At 47.2% G+C, this 16,629-nt stretch carries 18 protein-coding genes; 4 read left to right on the top strand and 14 right to left on the bottom strand.

Annotated features, from left to right (window positions below; genetic code table 11):
• Positions 1-202 precede the first annotated feature (202 nt).
• The 4 genes from QUA70_RS25670 to QUA70_RS25685 form a co-directional block, all read right to left on the bottom strand.
• Positions 203-505, bottom strand: a complete 303-nt coding sequence (locus QUA70_RS25670; protein WP_333334088.1) for a Rieske (2Fe-2S) protein — start codon at positions 503-505, stop codon at positions 203-205.
• Between the two features lie 142 nt (positions 506-647).
• Complete coding sequence (locus QUA70_RS25675; protein WP_190743921.1) at positions 648-1,316, bottom strand: HAS-barrel domain-containing protein; 669 nt, start codon at positions 1,314-1,316, stop codon at positions 648-650.
• Positions 1,317-1,495: 179 nt separating this feature from the next.
• Positions 1,496-1,687 (bottom strand): NAD(P)H dehydrogenase subunit NdhS, encoded by a 192-nt coding sequence (locus QUA70_RS25680; RefSeq protein WP_172186737.1) that lies wholly within the window; start codon positions 1,685-1,687, stop codon positions 1,496-1,498.
• Positions 1,688-1,818: 131 nt separating this feature from the next.
• Positions 1,819-2,889: an Mrp/NBP35 family ATP-binding protein gene (locus QUA70_RS25685; protein WP_006631390.1), complete on the bottom strand. Its 1,071-nt coding sequence runs from the start codon at positions 2,887-2,889 to the stop codon at positions 1,819-1,821.
• A gap of 190 nt (positions 2,890-3,079) precedes the next feature.
• On the opposite strand from QUA70_RS25685, the gene hemF reads away from it, so the two are divergent.
• Both hemF and QUA70_RS25695 read left to right on the top strand, forming a co-directional pair.
• A complete protein-coding gene (gene hemF / locus QUA70_RS25690; protein WP_333334091.1) occupies positions 3,080-4,123 on the top strand; it encodes an oxygen-dependent coproporphyrinogen oxidase in 1,044 nt (347 codons plus the stop codon).
• A 57-nt stretch (positions 4,124-4,180) separates the two neighbouring features.
• Positions 4,181-4,543, top strand: coding sequence for an STAS domain-containing protein (locus tag QUA70_RS25695; RefSeq protein ID WP_006631392.1), 363 nt, complete (start codon positions 4,181-4,183; stop codon positions 4,541-4,543).
• Positions 4,544-4,778: 235 nt separating this feature from the next.
• Here the strand turns inward: QUA70_RS25695 and QUA70_RS25700 are convergent, their stop codons facing one another.
• Positions 4,779-5,399 (bottom strand): chromophore lyase CpcT/CpeT, encoded by a 621-nt coding sequence (locus QUA70_RS25700; RefSeq protein WP_333334138.1) that lies wholly within the window; start codon positions 5,397-5,399, stop codon positions 4,779-4,781.
• A gap of 724 nt (positions 5,400-6,123) precedes the next feature.
• Here QUA70_RS25700 and psb29 point away from each other — a divergent pair.
• Positions 6,124-6,837 (top strand): photosystem II biogenesis protein Psp29, encoded by a 714-nt coding sequence (gene psb29 / locus QUA70_RS25705; RefSeq protein ID WP_333334093.1) that lies wholly within the window; start codon positions 6,124-6,126, stop codon positions 6,835-6,837.
• Positions 6,838-7,107: 270 nt separating this feature from the next.
• On the opposite strand, the gene QUA70_RS25710 is transcribed toward psb29, so the two are convergent.
• The 5 genes from QUA70_RS25710 to QUA70_RS25730 form a co-directional block, all read right to left on the bottom strand.
• Entirely contained in the window at positions 7,108-7,644 is a 537-nt protein-coding gene (locus QUA70_RS25710; protein WP_006631395.1) for a late competence development ComFB family protein, read from the bottom strand.
• Positions 7,645-7,852: 208 nt separating this feature from the next.
• Positions 7,853-8,794 (bottom strand): M23 family metallopeptidase, encoded by a 942-nt coding sequence (locus tag QUA70_RS25715; RefSeq protein WP_333334095.1) that lies wholly within the window; start codon positions 8,792-8,794, stop codon positions 7,853-7,855.
• A gap of 560 nt (positions 8,795-9,354) precedes the next feature.
• Entirely contained in the window at positions 9,355-9,582 is a 228-nt protein-coding gene (locus tag QUA70_RS25720) for a hypothetical protein (RefSeq protein WP_333334097.1), read from the bottom strand.
• A gap of 52 nt (positions 9,583-9,634) precedes the next feature.
• Positions 9,635-11,161 (bottom strand): phosphomannomutase/phosphoglucomutase, encoded by a 1,527-nt coding sequence (locus tag QUA70_RS25725; protein ID WP_333334099.1) that lies wholly within the window; start codon positions 11,159-11,161, stop codon positions 9,635-9,637.
• Positions 11,162-11,494: 333 nt separating this feature from the next.
• On the bottom strand, positions 11,495-12,400 hold the full coding sequence (locus QUA70_RS25730; RefSeq protein WP_333334100.1) for a D-hexose-6-phosphate mutarotase: 906 nt from the start codon (positions 12,398-12,400) through the stop codon (positions 11,495-11,497).
• A gap of 156 nt (positions 12,401-12,556) precedes the next feature.
• Here QUA70_RS25730 and QUA70_RS25735 point away from each other — a divergent pair, with 156 nt between their 5' ends.
• Entirely contained in the window at positions 12,557-13,747 is a 1,191-nt protein-coding gene (locus tag QUA70_RS25735; RefSeq protein WP_333350673.1) for a transposase, read from the top strand.
• A 1-nt stretch (position 13,748) separates the two neighbouring features.
• Here the strand turns inward: QUA70_RS25735 and QUA70_RS25740 are convergent, their stop codons facing one another.
• The 4 genes from QUA70_RS25740 to QUA70_RS25755 all read right to left on the bottom strand — a co-directional run bounded on the left by QUA70_RS25740 (position 13,749) and on the right by QUA70_RS25755 (position 16,212).
• A complete protein-coding gene (locus QUA70_RS25740) occupies positions 13,749-13,919 on the bottom strand; it encodes a hypothetical protein (RefSeq protein ID WP_333334104.1) in 171 nt (56 codons plus the stop codon).
• A gap of 22 nt (positions 13,920-13,941) precedes the next feature.
• Positions 13,942-14,136, bottom strand: coding sequence for a hypothetical protein (locus QUA70_RS25745; RefSeq protein ID WP_333334106.1), 195 nt, complete (start codon positions 14,134-14,136; stop codon positions 13,942-13,944).
• A 111-nt stretch (positions 14,137-14,247) separates the two neighbouring features.
• Positions 14,248-14,985, bottom strand: coding sequence for an SDR family oxidoreductase (locus tag QUA70_RS25750; protein ID WP_333334107.1), 738 nt, complete (start codon positions 14,983-14,985; stop codon positions 14,248-14,250).
• 165 nt (positions 14,986-15,150) lie between these two features.
• Positions 15,151-16,212: an NADH:flavin oxidoreductase/NADH oxidase gene (locus tag QUA70_RS25755; RefSeq protein ID WP_333334109.1), complete on the bottom strand. Its 1,062-nt coding sequence runs from the start codon at positions 16,210-16,212 to the stop codon at positions 15,151-15,153.
• Between the last annotated feature and the right edge of the window lie 417 nt (positions 16,213-16,629).

Genomic DNA, 16,629 nt, shown 5'->3' on the forward strand with positions numbered 1-16,629 from the left:
AACCAAAATTGGGACGTATTCTCCGCTTATAAAGCCAGTTTAGGCTTTGTTTGGGCTTAAAATTTGTTTAAGTCCCGCTAAGAGAGTGAGGGGGTATTTAAGCCGGACTTGATATCAAATATTAATCTACAGTCGTCTTGAGACGACTTGAGCTATGAGACAGGGGTTTAAACCCCTGTCGGACTTAACGAATAACGAATAACTAATCTATGTCTACAAAAACCCGATCGCCCTCAATCTTTACCGGATAAGATTCCAGGGAATCGCTGGGTGCATTCAAACACTTACCCGTATCTAATTGGTACTGATATTTATGAAACGGACAGGTAATGATACCGTTATTTACCTTACCCATGTCGATCGGATATTCTAAATGAGTGCAAGCATTACGGTAACAAGTGACATTCATGCCTTGACGATTCAAAATTACTGAAGTTTCGTCAACTTTTACCTTCAAGACACCCCATTCGGGAACTTGATTCAGCGGTGTTACCTCTACCCACATAAAATATTTTTCCTCACAAAAAACCAGATCGGGACTGACGCAGAACCTAATTATGTAAGGTGCGCTTTGCACACCTTACTGCTATCCGTAGCGTGTCAAGCCACTTTTGCGTAAGTCCAGATTATCTTATTCCAGCTTTTCCCTACGGATGAATCTGACTCAAAATTACCCTCAACCTGTCATAATCATCCTTCAGCAAAACACTCAAACTCCTCCCCGCTTCCACCAACCAAGTTCGATCGCGCATCCGCAACTGATAAATCTCCCGAATCGCGGCCGCCGTCAGCGCATCCACCGGCGCATTAGCCACCCCCAGCAGCGTCCTCAAAAAATCCAACTGCACTGTAAAATCAATTACCTCATCGGGTTCGCAGCGATAAACCGCCTGGTGAATTTGCGGCGGGCGCGGCGGCAAATACTGATAAATTTTACCCCTCGATGGGCCGTGACCGTTCAACCTTTCCGGCGCAGCCTCATACCCCACAATCGCCACTCGAAACTCGGTTTTGAGCATCGCAAAAATCTGCGGTTGTTCTTCCCGCAACTCTTCCAGCGACAAACCCAAAGCGCGAGCTCTGTGCACCGAGTCGATCGGGCTAGTCGTAGCGTAATAAACCACGCCGTAAATTTGATTTTTTGACTCTTCATCCTCGGCCTTCACCCAACTCCCAAAAGGCGGCATCACGGGAAAGCTTAAGTCTTCCGGTTCCAAACATTGAGCCAAAAACTCCGAAGTTGCCGTCTCGATTACCTCAGCAATGCGATCGGGATGGCGTTCTTTTGTAGCAAATTGGGGTAAAGGTAAACGCATATTAGTCAGTTGGCAGTTGGTTGTTGGCAGTTGGTTGTTGGCAGTTGGTTGTTGGCAGTTGGTTATTGGCACTGGGTTGTTATTTATTATTATTATTTGTAAGTGGATACTAATAAACAATAACTAATAACTAATTACAACTGACAACTGTCAACTGTCAACTGTCAACAACCAACTGACTATTTCGCGCGGCCAGCCGTAGCATCCACAAGTTCCAACTGCGACAGGCGGAACGTGATCAGCTTGTCCCAATTGCCGCCTTCAAACAGTACCGCGACTTTCCCGTCGCTAACTCGCTGGACTTGTCCTTGAAAGGTGTAGTAAATCTCACCCTTATCTTTAACTCGAACTGCCGAACCTGGAAAAATCATAATTGTTTGAAAGTTAAGTTGGCTGTTTATAGCTTACCGTTTCTCGTTTCTAGTTCCCAAGCAGAGCCTGAGAACTAGGCAAATCTTCGTCAACAGGAAGACGCGAGGGAAAGCCTCGGAACGGGAGTTTGTTAGGCTAAAGCTGCTACGGAAACTTTACCGGCAATGCGGCCCGCGATCGCCCGCAACTCCCTCGCCGAAGCAGAACCCGGTTGTCCCACGACGATCGGCACTCCGGAATCGCCACCTTCCCGCAACGGAATTTCCAGCGGAATGCGGCCTAACAGCGGCACTCCCAACTCAGCAGCAGTCTTTTCCCCGCCGCCGGAACCGAAAATATCGTATTGCTTATCGGGCATATCCGGCGGCACAAAATAGCTCATGTTTTCCACAATTCCCAACACTGACACTCCCAACTGCTGGAACATCTTTAAACCCTTGCGAGAGTCCAACAATGCCACAGTCTGCGGCGTAGTCACGATCACGACACCGGCCATCGGCACCGCTTGCGCCATTGTCAACTGCGCGTCTCCCGTACCCGGAGGCATATCGACAATCAGATAGTCTAAATCGCCCCAATTTACCTGATAGAGGAACTGCCGAATGATCCCGTTTAACATCGGGCCTCGCCAAATCACGGGTTGGTCTTTGTCAATTAAAAACGCCATCGACACCAATTTGACGCCGTAATTAAAAGCGGGTTCGAGGCTTTCCCCGCTTTTTCCGTCCCTAACCATCACTTTCGCGTCCCCCAGACCCAACATTGTCGGGTCGTTGGGGCCATAGATATCGGCATCCAGCAAACCCACCTTAGCGCCGGTTTGCGCCAGCGCTACTGCCACGTTTACCGCCACCGTGCTTTTGCCCACGCCACCTTTGCCGCTGGAAATTGCGATAATATTTTTAACTCCTTCAATGCCTTGGCGATCGACCACTCCCTTCTGCTGTGGCGTCTCGGCTGTCACCTCCACCGCCACTTTTTCGACTCCTGGCAACTGTTTGACCGCTTTTTGGCAATCTTCGACAATGAATTCTCGCAGCGGGCAAGCAGGCGTTGTCAGCACTAAAGTAAAACTGACGACACCGCCGTCAATTTTTATGTTACGAATCATGTTCAATTCCACCAAACTCTTTTGCAGTTCGGGGTCTTGCACGGGTCGCAGGATTTCTAAGACTGAACTAACATCGAGTGTATTGGGCATTGTGTTCTCCACCATAGCTCTGCAATTGGGTTAGCGAATTTTCGATCGCAGGTTTAAGTATATTTTTATTGCTATTTTTTAATGTAACTTCATAGCGATCATTTGCAGACCTACGGTGGCATAATTACATGACGACTGGATTTGGGATTCATCGCCCATCTAAAACTCAAATCTGACAACAGAAAATTTTATGACAGTTTCTACAACACTTAAAACCGCCACTTCCCCGTTTTTGCCGCCCGCTGACTCTAGAGCTAGAGTCAGCCAATTTATGAAAAGCCTACAAGACGAAATTTGTCAATCCCTCGAACAGCTCGATGGTCTGGGCAAATTTAAGGAGGACTCTTGGGAACGTTCCGAAGGCGGCGGCGGACGTTCTCGCGTCATGCGCGAAGGCGATGTGTTTGAACAAGGGGGAGTCAATTTTTCCCAAGTGTGGGGCGAAAGTTTGCCGGCTTTGATTCTGGCAAAGCACCCAGAAGCTGCCGGTCACGATTTCTATGCAACGGGTACTTCGATGGTGCTGCACCCCCGCAATCCCTACTTGCCTACGGTTCACCTGAATTACCGCTATTTTGAGGCTGGGCCGATTTGGTGGTTTGGTGGCGGTGTGGATTTGACTCCTTATTACCCGTTGGCTGAGGATGCAGCTCATTTTCACAAAACTCTGAAAGCAACTTGCGATCGCCACCATCCCGGATATTATCCGACATTTAAACTTTGGTGCGACGAATATTTCTACTTGCCTCACCGCCAAGAAACCCGCGGCGTGGGCGGCCTGTTTTTTGACTACCAAAGCGCCCAAGGCGCGCTTTACCGCGACCATCAGGTCAAAGGCAAGGCCGCTGAGTGCAGCAACAACATCGGCGCGCCGGAACCTAGGACTTGGGAGTCGCTGTTCGCCTTCGTACAGGACTGCGGCCGGGCATTTTTGCCGGCTTACACCCCTATTATTGAAAAGCACCGAGCGAAAGAATACGGCGAGCGCGAGCGCAATTTCCAACTTTACCGCCGTGGCCGTTACGTTGAATTTAACTTGGTGTACGATCGAGGCACGACCTTTGGCTTACAAACCAACGGACGCACCGAATCGATTTTAATGTCCCTGCCACCTTTGGTACGCTGGGAATACTGCTACGAGCCAGAACCCAACTCTCCAGAAGCCGAACTCTACTCCAAGTTCTTAAAACCGCAAGATTGGGCGAATTGGATGCCTCAGCAGTCACCGACCTGAGTTAAACTACTGGGACAGTAACCACCGCGATAGATAATAAATTTGAGGGAAGGGTCAGTGATTCATATTGATCAAAAAACCCACACGCTTCAAGACGGTACAACAGTTATCGTCTTAGCACCGACAGGACGGTTGGACATCACTACAGCTTGGCAATTCCGCCTCAAGTTGCAAGAGTGTATTTCCAAACTCAGCCGCCATGTCGTAGTGAATCTTGGTCAGGTTAACTTTATCGATAGTTCTGGCCTGACCTCACTTGTAGCAGGTATGCGGGATGCGGATAAAGTTAAGGGAAGTTTCCGCATTTGCAATGTTCATCCAGAAGCCAAACTGGTGTTTGAAGTCACCATGATGGATTCTGTGTTTGAAATCTTTGAAACGGAAGAAGAAGCTCTAGAGGGGGTGCCACGCGCAAGTTGAGCACTCCTGCTGGCATCGGTTGCAATGTCGGGGGTAATTTAAGCTTGAGACTCACAAGCGCGCAGAAACCCAGCAGAAGAACAGGAAGCAGGTAAAATTTTGCCAGCTTCCTTATGCTTTCTTCCTTTGTAGAAAGGTTGAGAGGTTCAAAACACTAAAGTAGAAGAATTCCTCAAGGTAAAGTCTTGCCTTCTATCCTAGTAGATAGCTAAATCTTTCTTCCTTGTTTCTTGCTTCAAACCAATATCTCAGCAGCAAAATCCTGACGCTTGACAAATCTAAAAGGGCCCATTAAAGCTCCCCAGATAGCCTTGCCTGTCGTGGGGCTGATTCCTTTGTCGTAGCTGAGAAATTCCTCGCCTGCGGCTTCAAATCCCAAGTCAACTTGGTAATTTTGCCCCCCGTAGGCAAAGCCGCAGCGAGTGCCCTCCGGCAAAGATGCCCGAAAGCGATAGCTGTTTGAGGTTAAATTTTCCACTGCAACCGACAGGGTGCAGCCGGGGAGGAGTTGGATTTGCTCCTTCGTTAGCTTTCCAAGCAAGTCGGGGTTGCAACCGGCTCCTTTGACGGCTGTAATGTCGTTGAACATATAATACTGAGCTTCGATAAGTCCCGGCGCTATCTGTGAGTGCCTCAGTTGCACGATGCGGGGGCGGTATGGCTTGTCTAATTCCAGAATGTTGGCTTGTTCGGCAAACAGGGCAATGCTGGGTTCGGAAAATAAAGGAACGGGTAGTGGTCTTTGCCACATACGAAGGTGGACGTACCACGTCGGCTCTGCTAGCGCTTGTTCCCGGTTGTCAAATTCGCCCGCCATGTACTGGGCTAAAGCTATTAATTCTGGAGAAATTGTCATGTTTGTTGGATTTTTCACGATGATGACTTGACAGTAAAAACTTATTGTGATACTACTGGCGAAAGCTGGGCTGAGCAAGTCAAAAGATTAGATTTATGAGCGATCCCAGAAGAGTGAGACGCGGCACTAGCCAAATAGTCTACTAAACTTAGCCATATTTAACTTGACTAATCAACATTCTGGGCGGTACGATTGCATCATTGCCTAAAAAAGGCTTAATTATCTGGTTTGTAAACCACAGTTTTGTCAAAACTGACCAGCCTGTTACAAGGTCGAACGGGAGTCCGCGTTTCGTTAAATTGGTTGAAAATAGTGGATGACTCATGGCTAAAAGCTTCAACTAAAATTAATTAAATTAGGGTGGGCTACACCCGAATTAACGCCTGTGGACAAGTTGCGAGCCGACTCCCTTGGGTGAAACAGGAAACAGACCCTTCAGAAGTAATTCTGATTGAATGGCGAGGCTTAAATAAGTTTAGCCAAGTTTTGTGTAGCAGCTATGATTGTAAAGATACTGGGGTTTTACCCTCCTATTGCGACATATTAATTGTTGCTGCCGATCGCGCGTAAAATATTTTTGATAAAATTTTGTCTCGCAATCCGGTGGCAACGCTTAAAAAACTGGCAATTTTTGTCAGCCTGATCGCAGAATTGACTCCCCCGACTTTACTCACGCCGCGCTGGCACGCCCGCTACGGCAAAATTATTTATCTATAAGACTCAGGTGAACAATAACCGTACTGTTTCAGATACTAAGCGAAGTTTCTATACGATTCACACTCGACCGATCAACTCAATTTACCGTCGAGTGGTGGAAGAGTTGATGGTAGAAATGCACTTGCTTTCGGCGAATGCCGATTTTCAATACGACCCGATTTATGCTTTAGGTGTAGTGACAGCTTTCGATCGATTCATGCTTGGGTACGCCCCAGAAGCAGACAGAGTTTCGATTTTTAACGCTTTGTGCAAGTCCCTAGAAGACGATCCAGAGCGCTACAAGCAAGACGCTCAGCGATTGGAAAGCTTGGCCGATCGACTTTCCGGGCAAGAGTTGCTCTCGTGGATCGATCGCTCGACCAGCTTTGAAGATACAGCGGATTTGCAAGCGTCTTTAGGGGCGATCGCCAGCAACCCCCAATTTAAGTACAGCCGCTTGTTCGCGATCGGTGTGTTCTCGCTATTAGAAAAAGCTGACCCTAACTTAGTAAAAGACCAAGAAACGCGAAATAACGCGATCGCCAAAGTCAGCGCGGCATTGCACCTCCCAGAAGACAAAGTTAGCAAAGATTTAGATTTGTACCGCAGCAATTTGGAAAAAATGGCTCAAGCGCGAATAGTGCTTCAAGATGTCATCCAAGCGGAACGGAAAAAACGCGAAAAACGAGAGACAAAAGTTACCGTCGGCCCTTCGGCTGAGTCTTCTGACAGCAGCAATTAATCGTTTGAAGGAAGAAGGAAGTTCGGCAACGGATTCTATAACGGATGTAACGGATGTAACCGATGTCAGGAACAAGGAAGAAGGAAGAGGGAGTTTTTTATGTTTTACATAAAGTAGAAAACTCTTAAATTTTAATTTTTTGTTCTTGAATTCTGGCTTCTGCCTTCTGGCTTCTGGCTTCAGATGAATCTTGCTGGCTCAGAAACTAAAAATCCCGCTTTCTGAATTGAGCGGGATCGACTTAACCAAAATAGAGCTGTTGGGGCGGTACTAAGGCTGGGGTTCAAAATTAGTGGCGTTAGCTTGCAGCCAAGTGCTTAGCTGTGAAAGAACCTCGTTGCCAGAAGACTTGCCCAAAGCTGTGGGGTTTGGGGTGTCGGGCCTGTCCAAGTTGCGGGCGATCGCTGCGTTGACTTCTTTGGAAATCAAATCGTGAAGTTGCTCCTTAGCCCTAGCCCTTTGAAAGTGAGCTCCCTCTTCCGTCGTAGCGTAAAGAGGTGGCAGCCTATTTAAAGCATAAGCTGCAATATCTCCGACATCGAGACTAAGGTCGCTCGTCGCCTCAATTTCTGCCACCCTAGCGATCGCATCGCTGAGTACCAACTCTTCCATCACGTTGATGAACTGTTTGCGTGGCAGAACCACCACTTCGCCAGTCAACAACGAGCCCATCAGACGATCGAGAGCCATGTACTCTTCGATCGACAATTCCGAAGCCGTATTGCAGATCCGTCCCACCTCAGCTTCCATAGACGGCGTTAAATAGCCATCCTGCAAAGCCTGTTCAACAATTTTTTCAATACTCATATATGCGTCCCCGCTCAACGGCATCATCAATAAAGTTTTGTTAAGACGCGATTGTTAGCGTCTTGAGATTCGAGTTTTGAGGGCTGAGTTGAGAAATTTTATACAAATCCTAACTCAATACGGATAACCCATCACAGTTATCTGCACACCCCAGCCACAAACTTACCCCATAATTGACTGATAAATCCGTCAAAACTTGTAAAAACTCCTACTCAACTCCCTGAAGCCGCCAAGGTACCGGATCGACGGACTGCCCATGCACGTAAAGTCCCCAGTGCAGGTGAGGGCCTGTAGAAGCCCCTGTTGACCCCACAGTACCAATTACTTGACCGGCTTTCACGACATCGCCTTCCTTGACATCAATCCGGCTCAGGTGCATCAAAATACTTGCTACCCCCTGACCGTGGTCGATACCAACCACGTTGCCGTGGATTTTGAAGCCTTGCGATTCACGTCCCACTAGAGACACGCGACCTGCTGCTGGTGCCACTACAGGGGAACCGGAAGCACCTGCGTAATCAACGCCGCGGTGGTAGTAGTCTTGAGCAAATACCCCATTATAATACCGGCGAACCCCGTAAATAGTAGTAATTTCGCCGGAGTTGGGGCGCAATAATTTGCCGTCCCAAAATTTTTCGGGTGTCACCAGTGCTTTAAATGCGTCTACGCGATCGAATTCAGCATCTGTACCTTCCTCGTCTTTCCCAGGCGGAAGCCAGATGGATTGAGTGGGAAAATTTCGATCGCGCACTTGCACGCTAAACTCCTGCACTTGTCCGTCACCTGCGACTTGGATTTGGCGGGTACCGGGTTTCTCTACCGGCGTCGTCGGCAGCAGGGCCCGAAAGCGACCGTTGCCGATGGGAAACGCGGGGTAGTTTTTTTGCTGTAGAGAAACTTTGGGAGTTTCCCCGCCGTTACCGTCAACCTGAATCATTACTGACAGCGTATCTCCCAGTTGGGGATTTGTCGGCGTCACAACTACCTGCAAAGCTTGCACCGGCAGGGCAAAACTTAGAATGCCAGCAACAATTCCCCCGATCGAACTGGCGGTTAGCTTGTTTGCTTTCAATTGCCGCCACCGCAAAATCAGACCCGTAACTATTTCCCCACTTAGGCCGCCGTTGCCTCGATTCACACTCATTATCATCACTAGGTGTCCTTAACCTTTGTCTCGCTGAGATATTTTTAACTATCTAGACTAACTATAGCAATCCGCAATGAGTCGAGAGAAAGAGCCGTAGGTAAAAAGCTTGGTCAAAGATTTGGAGATGAGAGACTAACTTAAATAAATACTTAACTTGAGGTGATAAGAATAATAAAAATTTCCGTAGTGCGGGGAGGAAAGCCCGCTTGAGGCAGACGCTCACACTACCGTTTCCACTACAAATCTAGGAGATCCCAAGTTTCAACAGAAACACTCTTCATCTATAACCGGATGATTATATTTTATCAGTCCTAGCTACTATTGCATAACTTTTAACAATTGGTATTAGTTATAGTTCACGGCGCAACAACAGAATTATTTTTAACTCGTCTGCTGTTAAATCACTTCTTTCTTTGCCGTTTACTTTCCGAGAACCTTCCTCAAATTCTGTAGTTATTGTAGCCTGTTTTTGGCAAAATAGTATTGATTCCCAATTTTAAAATCTCACCTCTAAAATGGTAGGAGATAAAAATTGAGAATTGCTATAATCTTATCACCTAGAATTATAGGGATTCAAAGGTAGCAGTGAAACCATCTAATGTCAAGCATTCTTCCATAAATTCCTCTACATCATTGACATTCTCAAGCTGATATTCCATCATGCGTTGACCAGCTCCTTTCATCTTTTTGGAAGAGGAAGGCGTGGCCGCATATTTAGCAGCTATCGCTTTGAAAGCTTTGGAATGGGTATCCCAGCTTTCCGCAGAACATTTTATGATTAAAAGCCACATGATTAAATTCCTCCTTGGGTTTGGTTTACTAATAGTCTGACACGAGTAAAGCTTAGATCGATAGTGCCGATAAATCAAGGGATTCTGTTGTTTGGAAAAAAGCTAAAAGCCGAGCCACTATGCGAGCGACACCACCCTTAACATTAGACTCAACATTCAAAGGCATCACCGGATCGTGGAGTGATAAGCGTAACAGAAACCAGCCGGATTCGCTAGCTGAGGTGCAGGAAATTCGCAGACCTTCGTAGTTATTGGGAACGATTTTCCAGTCTGCTTGCGTTGAGACAAATTCTTGCAGTTGCTCAATAACGCGAGATCCTTCGGCTTGGAAATCATCGACACCAAGTTTAATCCGAAATTCTGCACTTTCTTCGGGTTCTTTTAAATTCGCAATTAAATCTGGCAAAGATTGATTTGCTAGCTTCGACTTAGCCAATTCAATCAATAATTTGCTGACCAAATAAGCGCCATCATCCAGAAAGTAATTTTCTTTCAAAGCTCCATGTCCAGAGGTTTCAATCGCCAGCCATGATTCCTGTCCGGCTTCATTGAGGCGAATCGACTCGTCAATCACATTTTTGTAGCCGCGTTTAAAGCGATGGTGAATCCCTTTTAAATCTTGTTCGATGAATTGTGTCAAGCCATCGGAAGTGATAGAATCGGTGACAATGGTAGAGCCTGGGTGTTCTTGTAATACGATCGCAGAAATCAAGGCAATTAAGCGATTACGATTGAGTTCCTTGCCAACTTGATCGACGGCCGCGCTGCGATCGACATCGGTATCAAAAATAATCCCAAAATCAGCTTGGTGTTCAATTACCGCTTGACAAATTGACTGCATTGCCTGTTTATCTTCGGGATTGGGCACATGATTGGGGAAAGTACCATCTGGTTCTAAAAACTGGCTGCCCGTGGTGTCTGCACCTAAAGGTGTTAAGACTTTATCAACATAAAAACCGCCAGCACCATTGCCCGCATCCACAACAATTTTTAGTCCTGTTAGTGGGTGCTCAAAATTATCGGGATGATTGACTGATTCCCTAATTTTGGTGACAAATTGGTTAGCATAAACTGAGATAAAATCATGCTTGGTAATCTTACCGGGCGATGAGGCGGGCTGAAAGTAATTGCTTTGGGCTACTGCTAAGATATCTGTAATATCCTGCTTTTGTAACCCACCTTTGGCAGTGAAAAACTTTAAGCCATTTCGATTAAATGGCAAATGGCTAGCAGTGAGCATAATCGCGCCGTCGCAATCAAAACCAGGGGTAATGGTACTCATAAACATGGCGGGGGTTGAGGCCATTTCAAAGTCGTATACGGTTGCACCAACTGAGGCGATTCCCTCCATGACTGCTTGCATTAAAGTTGGCCCTGATAGGCGGCTGTCACGCCCGATCGCGATCGTTAATTCGGCAGCGGGTTTATTGACTTTTTGCACCAGCCAACTGACAAAGGATTTACCTAAGATTGTCGCAATTTCGGGCGTTAGGTTGACTTTTTCATTGGGAACGCCTTCGAGGGCGATACCGCGAATGTCTGATCCATTTTGAAGTTTTGTCCAGTTGAAGATTTGCATAATACATTGATGGTAAGTAAAAATATCGGAGTCGGCGGTTGAAACCGATCATACAAAGTTTTGTCTGTGGCTAGACGGTTCGACTCAGCTTAGCCGAACGTCTTTCGGGGACTAAGAAATAAACAGGGGAGAAATTTGGGATTTGGTATTATTAGTCATTAGGGTGACAGAGTTTTTCAATTCAATCAGCTAATCGGCATTTAAGTTGTATTTAAAGAAACAATCCCAGTCTTGTGGGTGGGATTTGAGCAACGCCCAAAATATCCAATTGAAATGTTGAACAGCTTACTGAGAATTTTTTCCCCATCACCGCTAAGACTAAGCTCTAATTCCTTAGTCGCGTTCAACGCTGTAAATTGCCTGCAAGCGGAACTCACCATGAGCGGGAACTTCCACAATATCTGTAGCTGCATTGGTCGTTTCTACGCAGAGTAAACGCTGATAATCTGCATCATCAAGGTCGGCCATATTTGCAGAAATTGTCACCCAGGGATTCCACACTACGACGGATTTACTACCAGATGATTTAATGTGAATCCGACGATTCAGGGCGCTATCATCAATGACTAATTCCTTGGTGACATCAAGATAAATGCGATCGACTTCACCTGTTACTACCACTGCACCCACTTGAGTTTTTTCGACACCACCATCCGCTTTATCAAGATACTGACTATTTTCTAAACCTAAAACCTGCACGCGGTTGATATCGCCGACTTGGAAATAGGTGTGCAAAGCTTGGGTGAGGGGAAATGCTTTGTCGCCTAAATTGCGGGTGATTAATTCTACAGTGAGGCTGGTGCCGATCGTAATTACGATCGCCAGTTCAAAGGCTTGGGGCCAAATTGCTCTAGTTTCATCGGTATCCTTGAGCCCGAGAGTGACTTTGGTTGCGCCGTCTGGAGTTGTGGCGGTTTCTAGCACATTCCAGAGGCGATTCCGCACGAATCCATGACTCGGACGCCCCAACGCTTCGGGATCGGGGCCAAACCATGGCCAACAGATGGGTATACCGCCTTTGATGGCTTTCCCTTCGGCGTAGTAGGCTTTTTCGCTGAGGAACATCAAGTCTGTGGTTTCGGCGGCGGGTTGAAAGGAGAGCACTTGACCGGAATACACAGAAATTAAGGCTTTGGCTTGACCGTTGTCGATGTGAATCATCGGGAAACCACCGTTTCCGGTGGCGAAGGTGAGGTTCCCGGCAATGCCATAGTCTGTGTTTAATTGGTCAATACTCATGCTTTTGGCTTGGTGAATTGCTTTACAATTATCCGATATTATCAGGAAATTGGGTTTAAAACCCCGTCCTTCGCTTGACGGCTCTAATTGTAAAGTTTTAATAACTCACCGAACATCCTATGCTGAACCGGGTAGCATAAGCTGGGAGGTAAAACCATGCTAGTTTTCGAGTTTAAAGCATACGGAAAATCGAATCAGTTTACTGCCGTAGACGAAGCAATTCGTACCGCAAAATTCGTCCGCAATAGCTGTATAAGGTATTGGATGGACAACAAAAAGGTGGGTAAATATGATTTGAATAAATACTGCGCTGTACTGGCCAGTGATTTTCCCTTTGCTGACGAACTCAACTCAATGGCTAGACAAGCCAGTGCAGAACGAGCATGGTCTTCTATCTCCCGATTCTACGATAACTGCAAGAAGGGTGTTGCTGGCAAAAAAGGGTATCCACAGTTCCAGAAAGAGTGCCGCTCTGTTGAGTATAAATCAACTGGATGGAAACTTGCCGACGACCGAAAATCCATCAATTTTACCGACAAGAAAGGGATTGGGCGGTTAAAACTCAAGGGGACACGCGATTTGCATTTCTACCAAATTAGCCAAATAAAACGGGTGAGATTGGTAAAACGTGCAGATGGCGTATACGTTCAGTTTTGTATTGATATTGAGCGAAAGGAAAACATAGCCCCCTCTGGGAACACCATAGGCTTAGACGTAGGATTGAAGGAATATTACACCGACTCAAAAGGAATGACAGTTGAGAACCCTAGATTTTTGCGAAAAGGTGAAAAAGTCCTTAAACGTTGTCAACGTCGGGTGTCCAGGAAAGTAAAAGGTTCAAATAACAGGGACAAAGCTAGGCGGATTCTAGGGAAACGCCATCTCAAAATAAGTAGGCAGCGTCAAGACCATGCAATGAAGCTTGCACGGTGCGTAATCTCATCAAACGATGTAGTAGCTTACGAAGATTTGAGAATCAAAAATATGGTGAAGAATCATTGCTTAGCTAAGTCTATTAACGACGCATCTTGGTATCAGTTCCGTGTCTGGATTGAATACTTTGGAAAAGTATTTGAAAAAAATACGGTTGCGGTAAACCCGCAATATACCAGCCAAGAATGCTCTAGCTGCGGTGTAACTGTCAAGAAAACGCTATCTACTAGAACGCATATTTGTAAGTGTGGATGTAGCTTAGGGAGAGACGAAAACGCGGCTAGAAATATCCTTAGTCGAGGATTGGGTACGGTAGGGCATACCGGAACTTTTGCGCTTGACGCAAGCAACGCTTTAGGAGAATCAATCTCTACTTTGGCTGGAGAAATCCTGCCTCAGCAAATTGGCTCGTAGATTAAAGAATCCCCGTGCGTTTACGCGCCCGGAGTGTCAAGGTTGCTAGATTGATTAGATTGTTGAGTTTGACCGGCGAGGGTACGATCGACACAACGATGCACTTAGAGAAACGAATTGGGAGTGCCAACTGATCGCGAGGCGATGTGCGATCGAACCCATCGGCAGACATTGCTGAGTTCTCCGTAAGCAAGCTAATGCAGCAATTCATCCAAACAGGGCGCAGCCACAAAACCCCGCATCTCTTCGAGGGTCATTTGAGGCGACAATTGCCAGGGATGCCCTAAAAGCAGGGCAAAGAGCACTGTCCGACTGATTGCATCGCCTAGCGTTCGGATCAAAACTTCACTTGTCAACGGCGGAGTTTCGCCGAAACCCGGTAAGTCCACTGCGATCGCTTACAGTTCGGCGTTACTGAATCAAGCTATAGATGATCCAGGAACAGTTCAGCCGTTGAGCCGTATTCAATGGAGAGTCGATCGACTCTCATGCGCCCCACTTCACAACTCCTGACGAGTCGGACGGATGATAATTTCGTTGACATCCACATCACCGGGTTGCTCAATGGCATAGGCAATCGCCCGGGCGATCGCATCGGCATCAATGGCGACTGAATACAACTGATTCACCCCTGATGCCGTATCACCATGAGTGATGGTACTGGTTAACTCAGTCGCAACCGCACCAGGTGAAATGTTGGTAGAACGAATTTCACCGTTTGACTCCAACCGAAGCCCTTCGGAAATCGCTCGCACGGCATACTTGGTAGCACAGTAAACTGCCCCCGCCGGAAATACTTTGTGTCCTGCAACAGAGGACAAGTTGATTACGTGGCCCGACTTCTGTTGGCGCATAGTCGGCAGCACTGCTGCGATGCCGTAAAGTACGCCTTTAATGTTGACATCAATCATTTGATCCCACTCATCGACCTTAATCTGGTCAAGGGGAGACAGTGGCATTAAACCCGCATTATTGACCAGCACATCAATGCGCCCATAGGTTTCCAACGTTGCGTCAGCCAATGCTTGCACCTGGGCGCGATCGGCAACATCGGTGATTCGATAGGCAACCGTGCCACCTGTTTTTTCGATTGCAGCCACCAAGTCCTTGAGTCTATCTTCGCGGCGGGCAGCAAGCATGAGTTTGGCTCCGCTGGCGGCTAAACGATGAGCGGTGGCTTCACCTAAACCACTACTTGCTCCAGTAATGATGACAACCTTGTTTTGAATCTCCGACATATTCACTCCTGTTAGTTGATTAAATCGGCTCACATCACGGCGATGGGAACGTGCCTTGTACTTGAGGCCGCATCAAAAAAGCCTTTATTAAGCGACTGGTTTACAGAAACACTAAAACAGTGATTCCTAGTGGATTTGTGTAAAACCGATCGCAAATTCGCTGAATTACCAAGCGCGATCGTATTGAATGGGAGCAGGCACCGATTGACGTAGTTGCTTCGCAGCCCGCATCGGCCAATAAGGATCGCGCAGCAGTTCTCTGGCAAGTAATACCATATCTGCTTGACCTGTACGAATGATGTGGTCAGCCTGCGCGGGTGCAGTAATCATACCAACGGCTCCGGTGGCGATGTTGGCTTCGCGTCGAATGCGATCGGCAAAAATAGTTTGATAACCTGCACCCGTCGGAATCTTTTCACCCGGTACAATTGCGCCTGATGAACAATCCATTAAATCAACGCCCAGTGACTTTAATTTATCGCTGAGTGCAATACTTTGTTCAATGTCCCAACCATTTGGAACCCAATCGGTTGCAGAGATGCGAACCCAAAGCGGTGTTTGATCCGGCAAAACATTTCGCACCGCTTGTACAACTTCACATAAAAACCGGATGCGATGCTCAAAACTGCCACCATAGTCATCAGTCCGTTGATTGCTCAAGGGAGACATAAATTCATGGAGTAGATAGCCGTGAGCCGCATGAATCTCGATTACGTCAAATCCGGCTTCGAGGGCGCGTTGAGCTGCCTTGACAAAGGATGCGGTCAACTTTTGAATGTCTTCGATACTCAGAGCAATCGGGGCGGGGCTATCGGGTTCAAATGGAATGGCGCTGGGGGCGATCGAAGTCCATCCTCCTTGAGATTCCGAAAGCACATCGCCGCCCTCCCACGGAGGTGCTGTACTGGCTTTTCGACCTGCATGAGCAAGTTGAATTCCTGCAACCGCACCGTTGCGGTGAATTAACTCGACGATTCGCGCCAACATTTCAATGTGAGCATCGTCCCAGATTCCCAAATCTTGCGGCGTAATTCGTCCTTCAGGCTCGACTGCGGCTGCTTCAGTCATCACCAGCCCTGCCCCTCCTACGGCTCGACTGACGAGATGAACCAGATGCCAATCATTGGCGAATCCATCAACGCTTGAATATTGACACATGGGAGAAACTGCAATGCGATTTCGGAAGGTAACGCCACGTTGATCGAATGGCTCAAATAAATGGGACATGGTTGTAAACCCCTGGGTTATAAAATGCACAGATACCAAGCAGAGACTTTCTTCACACTGGGAAGTTGACTGAGCTCATTCCACCAAGTCCGCAGCCTTGAACTTTGCGCGATCGTTGCTTCGTACTCTGCGGTCTGGGATAGGTAGGTGAAGATCAGAATTAGGTAGAAATCCGCAATGCTCAGTTCGTCACCGAGCTAATACGGGTGTCCTACAGTTAGGGAGTCGATCGCCTCTAGTGCAGTCTTTACAGGTGCGACGGCAGCTTTGTCCAACATACATCCCGAATGGACTGGTCATTTTGAGGTATCAAGAGCAACGACAAAATTACTTGTCTAAAGTTAGAGTCGATAGGGGCATTTCTACCCCTACCTCTCTTTCAGAACGGAACGTGAAACTTTCGCTTCATTCCGCTCC

The organism is Microcoleus sp. LAD1_D5, assembly GCF_036702115.1.
Classification (GTDB): Bacteria; Cyanobacteriota; Cyanobacteriia; order Cyanobacteriales; family Microcoleaceae; genus Microcoleus.